This is a genomic window from Streptomyces sp. PCS3-D2, from assembly GCF_000612545.2.
GTDB lineage: Bacteria > Actinomycetota > Actinomycetes > Streptomycetales > Streptomycetaceae > Streptomyces.
Map to the genome: position 1 here is coordinate 7,337,278 of NZ_CP097800.1, position 13,979 is coordinate 7,351,256.

Here is a 13,979-nt window from a genome sequence, read left to right on the forward strand (position 1 = left end):
ACCACCCGTCTCTGGAGAACGTATGACCCTGCTGCGCGACGAGGACCTCGCCGCCGCCTTCGACCACGCCTCCCGCACCTACGACGCACTGGTCGCGGCGAACCCCGGCTACCACGCGCACCTGCGGCGCTCGGTACGCCGCCTCGGTCTCACCGCGCCGGGGGCCGGGTTGAGGATCCTGGACCTCGGCTGCGGCACCGGGGCCTCGACGGCCGCGATCCGCGCCGTCCTGCCCGCCGCGGACGTCACCGCCGTCGACGCATCCGCCGGCATGCTGGCGAAAGCCGCCGCCAAACCGTGGGCGGGCGGTGTGCGCTTCGTTCACGCACCGGCCGAGCACCTGGCGGACGCGGGCGTCCAGGGACCGTTCGACGCCGTCTTCGCCGCGTACCTCTTCCGCAACGTCACCGACCCCGACGCCGTCCTCCACACCGTCAGCAGCGTGTTGCGACCGGGCGGCAGGCTCGCCGCGCACGAATACAGCCTCAGCGGGCGCCGCACCGACCGCGTCGTGTGGACGGCGGTGTGCCGCGGCATCGTCCAACCCGCGGCCACCCTGCTGGGCGACGGCCCCCTCTACCGCCACTTGTGGCGCAGCGTCGTCCACTTCGACCCGGCCGACCGGTTCGCCACCCGCATCCGCGAAGCCGGTTTCGAAGCGGTCCGGGCCCTGCGCCTGCCGGGCTGGCAGACGGGCATCACCCACACCTTCGTCGCCGCGCGCCCGGCAGGCCCGCGATGACCGCGCCCACGCCGACCGCGGCGCGCCGCGGCAGGGACCGGCGGGCACGCGTCCTGCCCGCCCCACCAGGAGCCCGCCGCGCACAGGGCCGCCCCACGACAGCCGTGATCGGCGGCGGGATCGCCGGCCTCGCCGCCGCCACCGCACTCGCCGAACGGGGCGTGCAGGTGACGCTCTACGAGCGCGAGCCCTACCTGGGCGGCCGGGCGGGCGGATGGCCGACCCGCCTGCGCGACGGCAGCACCGTGACGATGAGCCGCGGCTTCCACGCCTTCTTCCGGCAGTACTACAACCTGCGGGGCCTGCTCCGCCGAACCGACCCCGGCCTGGCGGGCCTCACCGGACTCCCCGACTATCCGCTGCTGCACGCGGACGGTCTCTGCGACAGCTTCCGGCGCGTACCGCGCACCCCGCCGTGGAGCGCGCTGGGCTTCGTCGCACTCAGCCCCACCTTCCGCCTGCGGGACCTGCGCGCCATGAATCCGGCCCCGGCCCTGCCGCTGCTCGACGTCCGCGTGCCGGACGTGTACCACCGGCTCGACGGCACCAGCGCCCACGACTTCCTGGAGGCCATCGGCTTCCCCCAACGGGCCCGGCACCTGGCCTTCGAGGTGTTCTCCCGGAGCTTCTTCGCCGACCCGAAGGAGCTGTCCGCGGCCGAGATGGCCCTCATGTTCCACATCTACTTCCTCGGTTCCGCCGAAGGACTGCTGTTCGACGTGCCCCGCTCGCCCTACCCGGCCGCGCTGTGGGCCCCGCTGGCCGCCTACTTGGAACGGCACCGGGCCGAAGTACGCACCGCAAGCCCCGTCGACCATGTCCGGCCCACTCCGGCCGGCCTCTTCGAGGTGACCGGGAGCGCCGCCACGTCCCGGTACGACGCCGTGGTCCTCGCCCTGGACGCCGGCGGCCTGCGGTCGCTGGTGGCCCGTTCCGACCGGCTGGCCGACCGGCCGTGGCGGGAGCGCGTGGCGCGGCTGCGGTCCGCTCCGCCCTTCCTCGTCGTCCGGCTCTGGCTCGACCGTCCCGTCGCCCCCGACCGGCCGGGCTTCCTGGGCACCAGCGGCTTCGGCGGTCTCGACAACATCAGCGTGCTGAACCGCTGGGAGGACGAGGCCGCCCGCTGGGCGGCGCGCACCGGAGGATCCGTGGTGGAACTCCACGCCTACGCCGTCGACCCGAGCGTCCCCCGCCCCGTTCAGGAGCAGCGACTGCTGCGGCAGCTCCACCGCGTGTACCCGGAGACCCGCGCCGCCGAGGTCGTCGACGTCCGCAACGAGTGGCGTGCGGACTGCCCGTTGTTTCCGGTGGGCGGCTACGCCGACCGCCCCACCGTCCGCACCTGCGATCCCGGACTGGTCCTCGCCGGAGACGTCGTGCGTACCGATCTTCCGGTCGCGCTGATGGAACGGGCGGCCACGACCGGCTTCCAGGCCGCGAACGCCCTGCTCGAACGCTGGGGCCTCCACGGGCAGACCCTGTGGACGGTACCGGACCGCGGTCGCGCCCCCGTACTGCGGAAGGCGGCCGCATGGGCGGGGCGGCGAGCCACCTGATGCCGCCGAACACCGCGGGTCCCCCCGGCCCGGGAGCGTCCTGCGCTCCCGGCACGGTCACGGCTCCCGGCTGCGGTCCAGATCGGTGTACAGCACGTGGTGGTCCGAGTACCGGCTGGGGCGCACGTGGTGCGGGCCCGAGACGACACCGCGCAGGAACACGTAGTCGAACTTGCTCTCCCAGTCGGTGGTCGCCGTGCAGTCGTCTGCGTCCCCGCCGGCATCGCCGGTCTGGGGATGGCAGCCGGGGTCCGCGTCCGGGGCCAGAGCCCACAAGGGGGCCAGTTCGGGCGCGTCCGGTACGGCGTTGAAGTCACCGAGGACGATCGCGCGGTCGTGCCGGGCCACCGCGGCGGCGAGCACCTCGACCTGGCCGGCCCGCACCTCGCCCTGCCGCCGCTCGGCGAGGTGGGTGTTGAAGATGCGGACGGGCCGGCCGCCCACCAGCGTGGTGACGGCCAGGTAGCCGCGGTCCTCGGAACCGCCGTCGGGGTACTCGACGCTCACCCGGTCGGTCATCGGCGCTGCCGAGAGGATCGCCTGGCCGTAGCCGCCCGGCCGCCACGGCAGCCCCCCGCAGCGGTTCCAGTTGCGCAGGACCGTTCCGTAGCGGACGTGGTAGGCCAGCCCGTAGACCTCCTCCAGGTATGCGCGGATCCGCTCGACGTCACGTACGCAGGCCTCTTGCAGGCCGATCACCTGCGGCGCGTACGTGGCGATCTCCGTCGCACGGCCGTAGTCGTTCCCGCTCCCGCACGGATTGCAGATGTTCCACGTGCCGACCCGGTCGGGCACGACCTCCTTGGCCGCGCCGGGCGGCAGCCGTCCGGCACGGGGGACGCCCCCGCCCGGCGTGGCCGGGCCGAGGAGCAGCAGCATGCAGACCGCGGCCGTCGCGCCCGCGGCCCCTCGCATGCCCCTGCCCGGCACGATCGCCTCCCCGGAGTGGATGCACAGGATCACACGGGCCCCGGGCCCGGTATCGGGGTGCTTCCCGGCCGGTCCGGCCGGCACCGTCGCGGCCGGCCAACGGACGGGCCTCGTCGACCGCTGGGATCCGACTACCCCCGACGGGGCGGAGCGGAAACTCCCCGGAGCGCACGAACCGGCCCGGGGCGCCGGGCACACCGCGCACCCTGCCGCCCGGAACCGCGGCGGACGGCGCCGCCCACGGCGGTGCGCGCCGTTCCACGATCGGGGGAAAGGTCGTCCGCGGTGTTGACGCCCTGCTGCCCGGTGCGCGGGCCGTTCCGGTAGCCTGCCGACGTCACACGGCAGGTCCGGGCCGAGAGCCCGGTGGGATGGAGACGCGGCCATGGCCCTTCGATACGACTGCTCCACGGATTCGGCCCGGGCCGAGGGGCTGACCGCCGCCGCACTGGCGGTCCGGCGGGGCGACCTCGTGGTGCTCCCGACCGACACCGTCTACGGCATCGGTGCGGACGCCTTCAACCCCGACGCGGTGGACAGCCTGCTGGGAGCCAAGGGCCGCGACCGTGCGATGCCCTCGCCGGTCCTGGTCGCCTCCCCGGACGCCCTGCACGACCTCGTGGCCGATCTCCCGAAGCAGGGATGGGCGCTGGTGGAGGCCTTCTGGCCGGGCGGACTGACCCTGGTCACCCGCCACCTGCCCTCGCTGACCTGGGACCTCGGAGAGACGGGCGGTACGGTCGCCGTCCGGATGCCCTCGCACCCCGTTGCCCTCGCACTGCTCGCGGGGACCGGGCCGATGGCGGTTTCCAGCGCCAACTTGACCGGCCGCCCCTCCCCCCAGGACTGCGACGCCGCACAGGACATGCTGGGCGACTCCGTCTCCGTCTACCTCGACGGCGGTCCCACCGAGGCGGCCGTCGCCTCCTCGATCGTGGACCTCACCGGACCGGTTCCGGTCCTCAAGCGGGCCGGAGCCATCGGCGTCCACACCCTGCGCTCCGTAGTGCCCGACCTGCTGGAGGCGTGACCCTCGGTGGGTGGAGGCCCGGGCGGCGTCGTAGCCTGCGGTCATGAGTACATCGCTGTCACCGACTCCGTCCGAGGCCTTCGAGCTGCTGCTGGCCGGCAACCGGCGTTTCACCGCGGGTGCACCTGAGCACCCGAACCAGGACGCGGCACGCCGTACCGAGACCGCGCCCGCCCAACGTCCCTTCGCCGTCCTCTTCGGCTGTTCCGATTCCAGGCTGGCGGCCGAGATCATCTTCGACCGCGGGCTGGGCGACCTCTTCGTCGTCCGCACCGCGGGCCACGTCGCGGGAGCGGAGGTCCTGGGCAGCATCGAGTACGCCGTCAGCGTGCTGGACTGTCCGCTGGTCGTCGTGCTCGGCCACGACACCTGCGGTGCGGTCGCCGCCACCCGCGCCGCCGTGGCGGACGGGGTCAGCGCCACCGGATACGTGCGCGACGTCATCGAACGCGTGACCCCCAGCGTGCTGGCCGCCCGTGCCGCCGGGCTCACCGAAGAGGACGACATCATCGCCGAGCACATACGACACACCGTCGACCTGCTCCTGGACCGCTCCCGGGTCCTCGCCGACCAGGTGGCGGCCGGGAGCGTGGCAGTGGTGGGCCTGTCCTACCGGCTGGCCGACGGCAGCGCCAGGGTCGTCACCACCCGCGGCATCCCGCACGAGGTGCCGGCCTGATCTCGCGGTGACGGACCCCTGCCGGTCATGGGCCGGCCGGGGCTCCACGGGCCGCGCCCGCCGGGGACAGGCCGGTGGTGACGTACGCAACGGCCGTCCGGCGCGTACGTCACCATCCGTACCGGCCGTCACCCGGATGCCCGAACGCCACCGGCGGGGCTCGCACCGGTCCGGCGGGGCTCTGCGGCCCCACCGGCGGGCCTGCTCAGCCGGCGGCGGGTTCGGACGCCTCGCCGACCAGCTCCTCCAGGACGTCCTCCATGGTGACGAAACCGACCACGGCGCCGTCGACGCCGGTGACGGCGGCGAGGTGCGTACCGGCGGCCCGCATGGCGGACATGGTGTCGTCGAGGGGGGTCGAGACCGGCACCTCCGTGACGGTGTGCAGGCTCGCTCGGGGGAAGGGGGCCGAGGGATCGGCCGCACCGAGGGCGTCCTTGATGTGCAGGAAGCCCAGGATCCCGCCCCCGGAACCGGTGACGACCAGCCGGGAGAATCCGTGCTCCGCGGCGGTGCGCTCCAGCCCGCGCGGCGTGACGTCCTCGCCGACCGTGACGAAGTCGGATCGCGCGATCATGATCTCGCCGACCGTGCGGGTGCCGAGTTCCAGCGCGTCCTGGAGACGTTCGCTGTCCTCCGGGTCGAGCAGACCGGCGTCGCGGGAGTCCGCGACCAGCCGCGCGAGTTCGTCGTCGGTGAAGACGGCGGCGACCTCGTCCTTGGGTTCCACCTTCAGCAGGCGCAGCAGGGTGTTGGCGAAGGCGTTGATGCCGAAGACCAGCGGGCGCAGCGCCCGGGTGACGGCGACCAGGGGCGGCCCGAGGAGCAGCGCGGTGGGTGCCGGGGCGGCCAGCGCGATGTTCTTCGGGACCATCTCGCCGATCAGCATGTGGAGGTACGTGGCCAGGGTGAGCGCGATGACGAAGGCGATCGGGTGGACGAGCGCCTCGGGCACGCCGATCGAGGCGAACGGCGGTTCCAGCAGGTGCGCGATGGCCGGCTCGGCGACGGCGCCGAGGACCAGCGAGGAGACGGTGATGCCGAGCTGGGCGGTGGCCATCATCGCGGAGAGGTGCTCCAGCCCCCACAGCGTGGTCCTGGCCCGCCGGTCGCCCTTGAGCGCGGCCGGTTCGATCTGGCTGCGGCGTACCGAGATCAGCGCGAACTCGGCGCCGACGAAGAAGGCGTTCGTGATGAGGGTGAGTGCGCCGATCAGCAGCTGGACGGTGGTCATCGGGCATCCTCCTCGTGCGTGTGGGTGGCGGCGGGCATGGTGAGCGTCACCCGGTCCGCCCGGTGATGGTCGACGTCGAGCACGGTCAGCTGCCAGCCGTCGACGTCCACCGTGTCCCGTTCGACGGGGATGCGTTCGAGGCGCGTGGCGATCAGGCCGGCGAGTGTCTCGTAGGGACCCTCGGGCACGGTGAGGCCGATCTCGGCCAGCTCGTCGAGGCGCACACTGCCGTCGGCCTCCCACACCTTGCGGCCGTCCTCGTCCGGGGCCTCGATCAGGTCGGGGACCTCCATCGGGTCGTGCTCGTCGCGCACCTCGCCGACGACCTCCTCGACGATGTCCTCCACGGTGGCCACACCGGCGGTGCCGCCGTACTCGTCGATCACCACGGCCATCGTGCGGGCCCTGCGGAGGCGACCCAGCAGGGTGTCCACGGGCAGCGAGTGCGGAACCAGCAGCGGTTCGGTCATCAGGTCCACGATCGGGGTGAGGGGCCGTTTGTCCTCCTCCAGGGCCAGCACGTCCCGGACGTGGACGGTGCCGACGACCTCGTCCAGCGAGTCCCGGTAGACCGGGAACCGCGAGATGCCGGTGGCCAGGGTCAGATGGGCGGCGTCGAGCGCGGTGGCGTGGGCCTCCAGGGCCCGCACGTCCACGCGGGGCGTCATCACGTTCTCGGCGGTCAGCTCGCCCAGGTGCAGGGTCTTCACGAACAGTTCGGCGGAATCGGCCTCTATCGCGCCCTCGCGGGCGGAGTGCCGGGCGAGCGCGACCAGTTCCTCCGGGGTACGGGCCGAGGCGAGCTCCTCGGCGGGCTCCAGCCCGAAGCGGCGCACCAGGCGGTTGGCGGTGTTGTTCAGGTGCCGGATCAGCGGTGCGAAGACGGCGGTGAAGGCACGCTGCGGACCGGCCACCACCTTCGCCACGGCCAGCGGGCGGGAGATCGCCCAGTTCTTGGGGACCAGCTCGCCGACGACCATCAGGACGACCGTGGACAGCGCCACGCCGAGCAGCGTCGCCGTGGTGGCGACGGCCCCGTCGGGCAGTCCGGCCGCGGTCAGCGGCCCGCGCAGCAGGGCGGAGACGGACGGCTCGGCGAGCATGCCGATGACGAGCGAGGTCACTGTGATGCCCAACTGGGCACCGGACAGCTGGAAGGTCAGCTTTTTGGCAGCCTTCAACGCGCTCTCGGCTCCCCGTTCACCGGCGGCGGCAGCGCGCTCCAGCTCACTGCGCTCGACGGTGGTCAGGGAGAACTCGGCGGCGACGAACACCGCGCAGGCCAGCGTCAGGGCGAGCGCGAGGAGCAGCAGCAGGATCTCGGTCACCGTGCCACCCCCGCTCCCGGATCGTGAACCCCACGGGTCTTCGGGCAGGACGTGGCACGGCAGGGACTGGGAGGTTCACCCATTGCGGGCTGCTGCTCCATTCGCTTCTCGGGCGGACCGCTTGGGTCCGGACGGCTGTTCGGTCACGGACAGTATCCGCGACTCCTTGGTAAAGAGCAAGCAAAGCCCATCCGCCCTGCCGGCGGCGCTTTCGCGTCGTTCTCGCCCGGTTCCCGCGGCGACGCTTCGCGATCCTCCGGTTACTCCTATGCTTCTACATGCGTGTAGATTCAACCATGACTGAAGGAGTGGACGCCACGATGGTGTTCAAGCGACTGCTCGGCTCGATGGGCGTCGGCGGTCCTGCCGTCGACACGGTCCTCGACCCGGTGAGCCCGGTACCCGGTGGCAGCCTGTCCGGCGAGGTCCGGCTCACCGGGGGCCGCGCGGACTACGACATCGAGCACATCACCCTCGAACTCGTCGCCCGTGTCGAGGCGGAGACCGAGCACGGCGAGCACGACGGCGTCGCCGTCTTCGAGCGCTTCACCGTCGGCGGCGGCTTCCGCCTCCACGAGGGCGAACAGCGCAACATTCCGTTCACCGTCGCCCTGCCCTGGGAGACCCCCGTCACCGAGCTGCACGGCCAGGCCCTCGGCATCGTCCTCGGGGTGCGCACCGAACTCGGCGTGTCCGGAGCCAGGGACAAGGGCGACCTCGACGCCTTCACCGTCCGTCCGCTCCCGGTCCAGGAGGCCGTGCTGGAGGCCCTGGGGCAGCTCGGCTTCGGCTTCAAGTCCGCCGACCTCGAGTACGGACACATCGGGGGCACCGGCCAGCAGCTGCCCTTCTACCAGGAGATCGAGCTGAGCCCCGCCCCGAGCTACGCCCACCGGGTCAACGAGATCGAGGTCACTTTCCTCGCCTCCGCGGCCGGCATGGACGTCGTCCTGGAGGTGGACAAGCGCGGCGGGTTCTCCGGCGGCCACGACGCCCTCGCCCGTCACACGGTCCGCCACGACCAGGTGGCCCACACGGACTGGAACGCCGAAGTCGACGGCTGGATCCGCGCCCTGATCGAGGCGCACGGCGCGCACGCGCCCCACGCCTCCTACGGGCACGACCCCTACGGCCACGCGGGCCACAAGGACGATCACCACGGAGGCCACCGGTCCGGCCCCGGCATGGGAACGGTCGTCGCCGCCGGTGCGGCCGGACTGGCGGTCGGCGTGGTGGGCGGCATGGTGGCGGCCGAAGTCATCGACGAGGTAGGCGACTTCTTCGAGGACGACGAGGACGAGGGCGACGACGAAGCCTGACCCCGCGGCGTACGGCGGTGGAACAGACGGGCCCCACCGGCCCGTTCGGCACAACAGTGAAGGAGCGGATCATGCTCGACGGTCTGAAGGGTCTGGTCGGCAAGGCGACCGAACTGGCGACGGAGCACCGTGAGGTCCTGGCACAGGGCCTGGAGAAGGCGGCCGACGTCGTCGACGAGAAGACGGACGGCAAGTACGCCGACCACATCGACACCGGGGTGGAGAAGGCCAAGGGCTTCCTCACCGGGCTGGGGGAGAAGGCGTAGTTCCGGCCCGGCCGGCCCGTGACCGCGGGCCGGCGCCGCGAGCCGCCGCTCAGGCGGAGAACGTGGCCGCGTGCAGGATGAAGTAGAGGGTGACGGCCGCGTTCGCGGAGGACAGCGCCGAGGCCGTCGCCCCGCCGGCCGCGGTCCACACCGCCAGGCCGGCCCGGGTGAAGGCGGGCGGCCAGGCTCCCCCGGCGGGGGCCGGGCCCAGCAGCGCGGCCACGCGGCGCGGTACCGGCCCGGCCATCGCGAAGTGCGCCGCCGCGACCGGCGGCCCGCCGGGGGAGACCAGGGCGGCCTTGCCGATGGCCCGAGCCACGGTCCGCCTGCTGCCGATCCGCGCCGCGGCCTCCTCGTCGGCCCACCGCTCGCAGGTGTAGGCCACGGCCGTCCGCAGCGGCAGCAGGAAGGGATTGGCGTGTGCCGCGAGCCGGACGGTGAGCAGGAACCGGTGGTGACGTCCGGACAGGTGGGCCCGCTCGTGTGCGAACAGGGCCCGTCGCTCACGGGAGGTGAGCGCCGCGAGCATGCCGGTGCTGACGACGACCCGGTCGAGTCCGCGGCCGGGCAGCGCGTACGCGTACGGAGCCTCGTCCGGCAGTACGGCCACCGGCCCCGGGCGGGCCGTGCGCAGTGCCTCCTCCGTGCGCCGCCGGATCCTGTGCTGCCGCCAGACCGCAGCGGAACAGGACGTCAGTACGGTCAGCAGCGCCGGGATGGCGATCCGCCCGGCGACCTCGTCGTACGGTACGGCCTCCCGGACCTCCGGGTCCGACCAGCTGTCGGGCAGGGGATTGCCCGGCAGTTGCGCGGTGCCCACGACCATGACGAGGGCGAGGCACAGCGTGCTGCAGCAGGCCAGGACGGCCGCGACGGCCGTCAACAGCCCGGTCGCGGTGCGCGGGTGGAGATGTTGCTCCGCCAGACGGGCGATCGGCCAGGCGGTGAGCGGAAGGACGAGCGGCAGGAAGACGAAGACCCCCATGGCGTCAGTCTTCCTCCTCCTCGGCCGCCTGGGCCAGCAGGTCGCGGAGCAACTGCTCGTCCCCGGGCGGCAGGGCCGTGACGAAGCTGGTGAGCACCGCCTGCCGGTTCTCCTCGCCGTCCAGCACCTTGCGCATGCGCAGCGCGGCCAGACCGGCCCCGTCCGCGACCGGTGTCCACTGGAAGGACCTGCCCTCCCGCCGACGGGTCACGGCGCCCTTCGCGTGCAGCCGGGTGAGGATCGTGATCACGGTCGTGTAGGCGAGCCCGCCGCCCAGGCGCTCCTGCACCCAGGGCACGGTCACCGGACCCGGTGCCTCGCCCAGGGCGGACAGGACGGCGATCTCCAGCTCGCCCTGACCGCGTCGGCGCGGGTGCTGCCCGGAGCCGCCTCTGCGCTCGCCCGTCATACCGCTGCCCTCCAGTCCGCCGGCCCCGCCGGTGCCGGATCGGTTCATCGTACTGACCGGTGGCACCGACTCCGGCGGACTCTCCCGTACGCGGCGGCTGCCTGCGTCCGGTCGGCTACGCCCGGATCTCCAGAACGTCGGAGACCGGACGGCGGGGCGTCCCCGGGCCCTGAGGGCCGTATCCCAGGCGCACGACCATCTGCACGTGCCCCATGGCGGCGAGCGGGTCACGGGCCGTCCATCGCAGTTCCGGCCAGTCCAGGGGCTGCGAGGTCATCGAGGTGGCCAGGCCGTCGGCGGTGGCCTGGAGGAGGACGCGCTCCAGGGCCTGGCCGGCCCGCAGCCAGTCGACCCGGGTGTCCGCCGGGGTGCCGAGCAGCGCGAGCTGGGGCCGCTTCTCGAACACGGCCCAGCCGCGGTCCGCCATGGGGTGGTCCCGGCCGAAGTCCCGCACGGGGGCGGCGCCCGCGGAGCTCCGCGGACCGAACGCGTCGGCGGGAACGCCGTCGCGGCGTGCACCGGACGCGGTGCGCGCGGGCGAGGCCCAGGCCGAGGTCTCCGCGCGGACGAGCGGGTCCATGTCCTCCCGGTGTTCCGCGTCCCGTACCAGGCCGAGCACGGTATCCAGGTGCCAGTCGCCCGCGACGGCGAGCCGGCAGCCCTCCAGCAGCGCGGCGCCCTTCAGCCCGTCCAGGAGGGCGTCCGGTACCGGTTCGTCACTGAACGGGAAGCGGCTGGTGTGCCGACGGCGGAGCGCGTCGTGCAGCACGGCCAGGTCGAGGTCCTCGTCGGACGGTGCGCCGAGGGCCGCGGTCGCCAACAGCCACGGCTGCGAGGCGTCGGGCAACAGGCGCACCCGTGCCCGGAGTCCGTGCCGGACCGCGGACACCCGGAGGTTGAACAGGGCCGCCGCGCAACCGAGGTGGAGAGCACGGTGGTCCGGATCGGTGCGGGGCATGGAGCGTTCCGCGTCGCCGTACAGCTCGATGACGCCGTCGGCACGGCGGAAGACGAACTTCCACGGCTGGGCGTTGTGCATGGACGGGGCGGTGACGGCGTCGCCGACGAGCCGGGCGACGGTGTCGGAGTCGAGGGTCGGGTGTGCTGCGGTCATGGGACTGTCCAGTGGGTGCGGTGCGTCCGGTGCGTCGCTGCGTTCTCGCGTGGGTGCCGCCCGGCCGTGCGCCGTGACGGCGATCGACGGGGGGCGGCGGGTCGGGTCCGGCGCCTGGTCACCACATCACCGTACGGCCGGCGCGGCCCGTGCGGGCGGCGGAGGTGTCGTCGGTGCGGGCCGTGACGTGGGACGCGACGGCGACGACTCCGTCGAGCTGTTCCACCAGACGCACCAGCACGGGGAGCAGGCTCTGCCGCTCGACGCTGCCGTCCAGTGTCACGATGCCGTCCACGACGTGGACGGCGACGTCGCCGAGCGGCACGTCCAGTACCTCGGCGAGGACCTCGTCGGTGACCCGCCGGCGTATTTCGGAGTCCGGACGCACGAACAGGCGCAGCAGGTCCCTGCGGGTGACGATGCCGACCAGCCGTTCCTCCTCGTCCACCACGGGCAGCCGCTCGACGCCCCGGCGGGTCATCAGCCGGGCCGCGTCACCGGCCGTCACCTCGGCGCCGACGGTGACCGCAGGGGCGGACATGACGTCACCGGCCGTGGGCGGCTCCGCCACCCCGCCGGGTTCCTGCGGGGGGTGCGATGCCGGTGCCAGGTGGGCCAGGAGGTCGGTCTGCGACACGACGCCCACGACGCGGTCCTCGTCGTCGAGGACGGGCAGCCCGGAGACGCCGTACTGGGCGAGGAGCTTGGCGACGTCCTTGAAGGCGGTCTCCGGGGCCACCGAGACGACCTCGTCGGTCATCAGATCCGCCACCTTGATGTGCTTCATGACGTCCTCCTGCTCCGGCGTGTGACGCGAGGAACGTGCGTCCTGGTCGGGGTGTCCCCCCACCATCCGCCGGTCCCCGCCGGTGTTCGAGGGCCGAACGGCCCCCACCGGGGGCCGTAAGGGCCATCGGGACCCTGAGGTGCGGACCGCGCCCGAAGGACGGCACCGCCGCCTCCGGGCGCGGTCGGCACGGAGGAGGTCCTCCGCCACGGTCACAGGTAGCTGCCGCTTCCGTACGGCGCGTAGAGGTCGAGCAGGCGCACCCGGGCTGCCTGCAGCCGGTGGGCGAGCACCTGTCCGACCCAGTGACCGAGGGCCGCGCCGAACGCGGTGTCGGCTTCCATCAGCTCGCGGACGCGCACGGCGTCGAACTCGTGGGCGCGTACCGGTGTCATGGCCTCCGCGCCCAAACGCCAGGTGTACGGTGCGAACAGCCACGAGCAGCCGACCAGCTCACCGGCGCCGAGCCGCTCGATGACCGCCGCGCGTCGGCCCGGCACATGGACGTCGAGGGTCACCGTGCCCGACCGGACGATCCAGAACCGGTCGGCGCGACCGCCCTCGCGGAACAGATGCGCGCCCTCGTCGAAGTTGACCTCACCGGCCATCTCCATCAGGCGGTTGCGGCAGTCGGCCGGCAGCGCCGCGTTGAAGCGGATCGAAGAGGTGGAATCCATCGCAACGGCCTCCTGGTTCAGGTCATGCTCGACGCCCGACCGGCAGCTCAGTGCCTCGGCGCGGCCTCGCCGCCGGTCCCCTGGTCGTGGACGTGCGCGGCGATGACGGCTGCCTGTACCCGCCGTTCGACGCCCAGCTTTCCCAGCAGCCGCGAGATGTGGTTCTTGACGGTCTTCTCCGACAGGTAGAGCCGCTTCGCGATCTGGCGGTTGGTGAGGCCGTCCCCGATCAGTTCGAGTACGGCCCGTTCCCGCTCGGAGAGCGCCGCCAGGCGGGTGTCCTCGGGTGTCCCGACCGGCTCCGGGGCACGGAGGGAGCGCATCAGGCGTGCGGTCGTCGCAGGGTCGAGCATGGACTGCCCGGTGGCGACCGTGCGCACCGCGGAGACCAGGTCGGTCCCCTTGATCTGCTTCAGCACGTACCCGGCGGCCCCTGCCATGATCGCGTCCAGCAGGGCGTCCTCGTCGTCGAACGACGTCAGCATCAGGCAGGCCAGGCCGGGCATCCGGGAACGCAGCTCCCGGCAGACCGCGATCCCGTCGCCGTCGGGCAGCCGGACGTCGAGGACGGCCACGTCCGGGCGGAGCGCCGGCCCCCTGGCCAGGGCCTGGCCGGCCGTCGCCGCCTCGCCCACGACGGTGATGTCGGCCTCGGCGTCGAGCAGGTCGCGCAGCCCCCGCCGCACCACCTCGTGGTCGTCGAGGAGGAACACCTTGATGGGAGCCTCCGCGGAGGCTCCCGGTACGTTGGACATGATCGCCGCCTGCTCCGGGTGACGCCGTAGGTGCTGGTGCGCTTCCACCGGAATTGTCTCAGGAGGGGGCCGGGCCCACCCGCCGGTAGATCCCCCCGACCGCCTCCGTCACGCAGGGCGACCGCCGGGGAGGTCGGGGATGCACGGGATGCCGGGGCGTGCCGGGGT

At 73.2% G+C, this 13,979-nt stretch carries 15 protein-coding genes; 6 read left to right on the forward strand and 9 right to left on the reverse strand.

The genetic code is table 11. The features are described 5' to 3' along the window. Positions 1 to 22 precede the first annotated feature (22 nt). Both AW27_RS32870 and AW27_RS32875 read left to right on the forward strand, forming a co-directional pair. Positions 23 to 742, forward strand: coding sequence for a class I SAM-dependent methyltransferase (locus AW27_RS32870; RefSeq protein WP_037922526.1), 720 nt, complete (start codon positions 23 to 25; stop codon positions 740 to 742). Continuing rightward, positions 739 to 2,298 (forward strand): FAD-dependent oxidoreductase, encoded by a 1,560-nt coding sequence (locus AW27_RS32875; protein WP_078556537.1) that lies wholly within the window; start codon positions 739 to 741, stop codon positions 2,296 to 2,298. The genes AW27_RS32870 and AW27_RS32875 overlap by 4 nt, the downstream gene beginning before the upstream one ends. 57 nt (positions 2,299 to 2,355) lie before the next feature. On the opposite strand, the gene AW27_RS32880 is transcribed toward AW27_RS32875, so the two are convergent. Continuing rightward, the gene (locus AW27_RS32880) at positions 2,356 to 3,213 is read right to left on the reverse strand and encodes an endonuclease/exonuclease/phosphatase family protein (protein WP_052030797.1); all 858 of its coding nucleotides are present in this window, start codon (positions 3,211 to 3,213) and stop codon (positions 2,356 to 2,358) included. 400 nt (positions 3,214 to 3,613) lie between these two features. Here AW27_RS32880 and AW27_RS32885 point away from each other — a divergent pair, with 400 nt between their 5' ends. Continuing rightward, entirely contained in the window at positions 3,614 to 4,258 is a 645-nt protein-coding gene (locus AW27_RS32885; protein WP_037922532.1) for an L-threonylcarbamoyladenylate synthase, read from the forward strand. Between the two features lie 43 nt (positions 4,259 to 4,301). Continuing rightward, positions 4,302 to 4,937, forward strand: coding sequence for a carbonic anhydrase (locus AW27_RS32890; RefSeq protein WP_037922535.1), 636 nt, complete (start codon positions 4,302 to 4,304; stop codon positions 4,935 to 4,937). A 205-nt stretch (positions 4,938 to 5,142) separates the two neighbouring features. On the opposite strand, the gene AW27_RS32895 is transcribed toward AW27_RS32890, so the two are convergent. Further along, positions 5,143 to 6,171, reverse strand: coding sequence for a hemolysin family protein (locus AW27_RS32895; protein WP_037922538.1), 1,029 nt, complete (start codon positions 6,169 to 6,171; stop codon positions 5,143 to 5,145). Beyond that, a complete protein-coding gene (locus AW27_RS32900; protein ID WP_037922541.1) occupies positions 6,168 to 7,499 on the reverse strand; it encodes a hemolysin family protein in 1,332 nt (443 codons plus the stop codon). The genes AW27_RS32895 and AW27_RS32900 overlap by 4 nt, the downstream gene beginning before the upstream one ends. Before the next feature lie 320 nt (positions 7,500 to 7,819). On the opposite strand from AW27_RS32900, the gene AW27_RS32905 reads away from it, so the two are divergent. Both AW27_RS32905 and AW27_RS32910 read left to right on the forward strand, forming a co-directional pair. Further along, the gene (locus AW27_RS32905; protein ID WP_037923105.1) at positions 7,820 to 8,818 is read left to right on the forward strand and encodes a sporulation protein; all 999 of its coding nucleotides are present in this window, start codon (positions 7,820 to 7,822) and stop codon (positions 8,816 to 8,818) included. A gap of 71 nt (positions 8,819 to 8,889) precedes the next feature. After that, positions 8,890 to 9,084: an antitoxin gene (locus AW27_RS32910; protein ID WP_037923106.1), complete on the forward strand. Its 195-nt coding sequence runs from the start codon at positions 8,890 to 8,892 to the stop codon at positions 9,082 to 9,084. A gap of 49 nt (positions 9,085 to 9,133) precedes the next feature. Here AW27_RS32910 and AW27_RS32915 read toward each other — a convergent pair whose 3' ends face one another. The 6 genes from AW27_RS32915 to AW27_RS32940 form a co-directional block, all read right to left on the reverse strand. After that, complete coding sequence (locus AW27_RS32915; protein WP_037922544.1) at positions 9,134 to 10,069, reverse strand: M56 family metallopeptidase; 936 nt, start codon at positions 10,067 to 10,069, stop codon at positions 9,134 to 9,136. 4 nt (positions 10,070 to 10,073) lie between these two features. Continuing rightward, on the reverse strand, positions 10,074 to 10,478 hold the full coding sequence (locus tag AW27_RS32920; protein WP_037923107.1) for a BlaI/MecI/CopY family transcriptional regulator: 405 nt from the start codon (positions 10,476 to 10,478) through the stop codon (positions 10,074 to 10,076). A gap of 115 nt (positions 10,479 to 10,593) precedes the next feature. Then, positions 10,594 to 11,592: an Acg family FMN-binding oxidoreductase gene (locus tag AW27_RS32925; protein ID WP_037922547.1), complete on the reverse strand. Its 999-nt coding sequence runs from the start codon at positions 11,590 to 11,592 to the stop codon at positions 10,594 to 10,596. A gap of 118 nt (positions 11,593 to 11,710) precedes the next feature. After that, positions 11,711 to 12,379: a CBS domain-containing protein gene (locus tag AW27_RS32930; protein ID WP_037923109.1), complete on the reverse strand. Its 669-nt coding sequence runs from the start codon at positions 12,377 to 12,379 to the stop codon at positions 11,711 to 11,713. 212 nt (positions 12,380 to 12,591) lie between these two features. Beyond that, on the reverse strand, positions 12,592 to 13,056 hold the full coding sequence (locus AW27_RS32935) for a cyclic nucleotide-binding domain-containing protein (RefSeq protein ID WP_037922560.1): 465 nt from the start codon (positions 13,054 to 13,056) through the stop codon (positions 12,592 to 12,594). 47 nt (positions 13,057 to 13,103) lie between these two features. Further along, positions 13,104 to 13,811, reverse strand: a complete 708-nt coding sequence (locus tag AW27_RS32940; RefSeq protein ID WP_037922562.1) for a response regulator — start codon at positions 13,809 to 13,811, stop codon at positions 13,104 to 13,106. Between the last annotated feature and the right edge of the window lie 168 nt (positions 13,812 to 13,979).

What these genes read in the sequence shown, in the direction of transcription:
- AW27_RS32870 (WP_037922526.1), top strand. Translation starts at nt 23, where the DNA reads ATGACCCTGCTGCGCGACGAGGACCTCGCCGCCGCCTTCGACCACGCC.
- AW27_RS32875 (WP_078556537.1), top strand. Translation starts at nt 739, where the DNA reads ATGACCGCGCCCACGCCGACCGCGGCGCGCCGCGGCAGGGACCGGCGG.
- AW27_RS32880 (WP_052030797.1), bottom strand. Translation starts at nt 3,213, where the DNA reads ATGCGAGGGGCCGCGGGCGCGACGGCCGCGGTCTGCATGCTGCTGCTC.
- AW27_RS32885 (WP_037922532.1), top strand. Translation starts at nt 3,614, where the DNA reads ATGGCCCTTCGATACGACTGCTCCACGGATTCGGCCCGGGCCGAGGGG.
- AW27_RS32890 (WP_037922535.1), top strand. Translation starts at nt 4,302, where the DNA reads ATGAGTACATCGCTGTCACCGACTCCGTCCGAGGCCTTCGAGCTGCTG.
- AW27_RS32895 (WP_037922538.1), bottom strand. Translation starts at nt 6,171, where the DNA reads ATGACCACCGTCCAGCTGCTGATCGGCGCACTCACCCTCATCACGAAC.
- AW27_RS32905 (WP_037923105.1), top strand. Translation starts at nt 7,820, where the DNA reads ATGGTGTTCAAGCGACTGCTCGGCTCGATGGGCGTCGGCGGTCCTGCC.
- AW27_RS32910 (WP_037923106.1), top strand. Translation starts at nt 8,890, where the DNA reads ATGCTCGACGGTCTGAAGGGTCTGGTCGGCAAGGCGACCGAACTGGCG.
- AW27_RS32915 (WP_037922544.1), bottom strand. Translation starts at nt 10,069, where the DNA reads ATGGGGGTCTTCGTCTTCCTGCCGCTCGTCCTTCCGCTCACCGCCTGG.
- AW27_RS32920 (WP_037923107.1), bottom strand. Translation starts at nt 10,478, where the DNA reads ATGACGGGCGAGCGCAGAGGCGGCTCCGGGCAGCACCCGCGCCGACGC.
- AW27_RS32925 (WP_037922547.1), bottom strand. Translation starts at nt 11,592, where the DNA reads ATGACCGCAGCACACCCGACCCTCGACTCCGACACCGTCGCCCGGCTC.
- AW27_RS32930 (WP_037923109.1), bottom strand. Translation starts at nt 12,379, where the DNA reads ATGAAGCACATCAAGGTGGCGGATCTGATGACCGACGAGGTCGTCTCG.
- AW27_RS32935 (WP_037922560.1), bottom strand. Translation starts at nt 13,056, where the DNA reads ATGGATTCCACCTCTTCGATCCGCTTCAACGCGGCGCTGCCGGCCGAC.
- AW27_RS32940 (WP_037922562.1), bottom strand. Translation starts at nt 13,811, where the DNA reads ATGTCCAACGTACCGGGAGCCTCCGCGGAGGCTCCCATCAAGGTGTTC.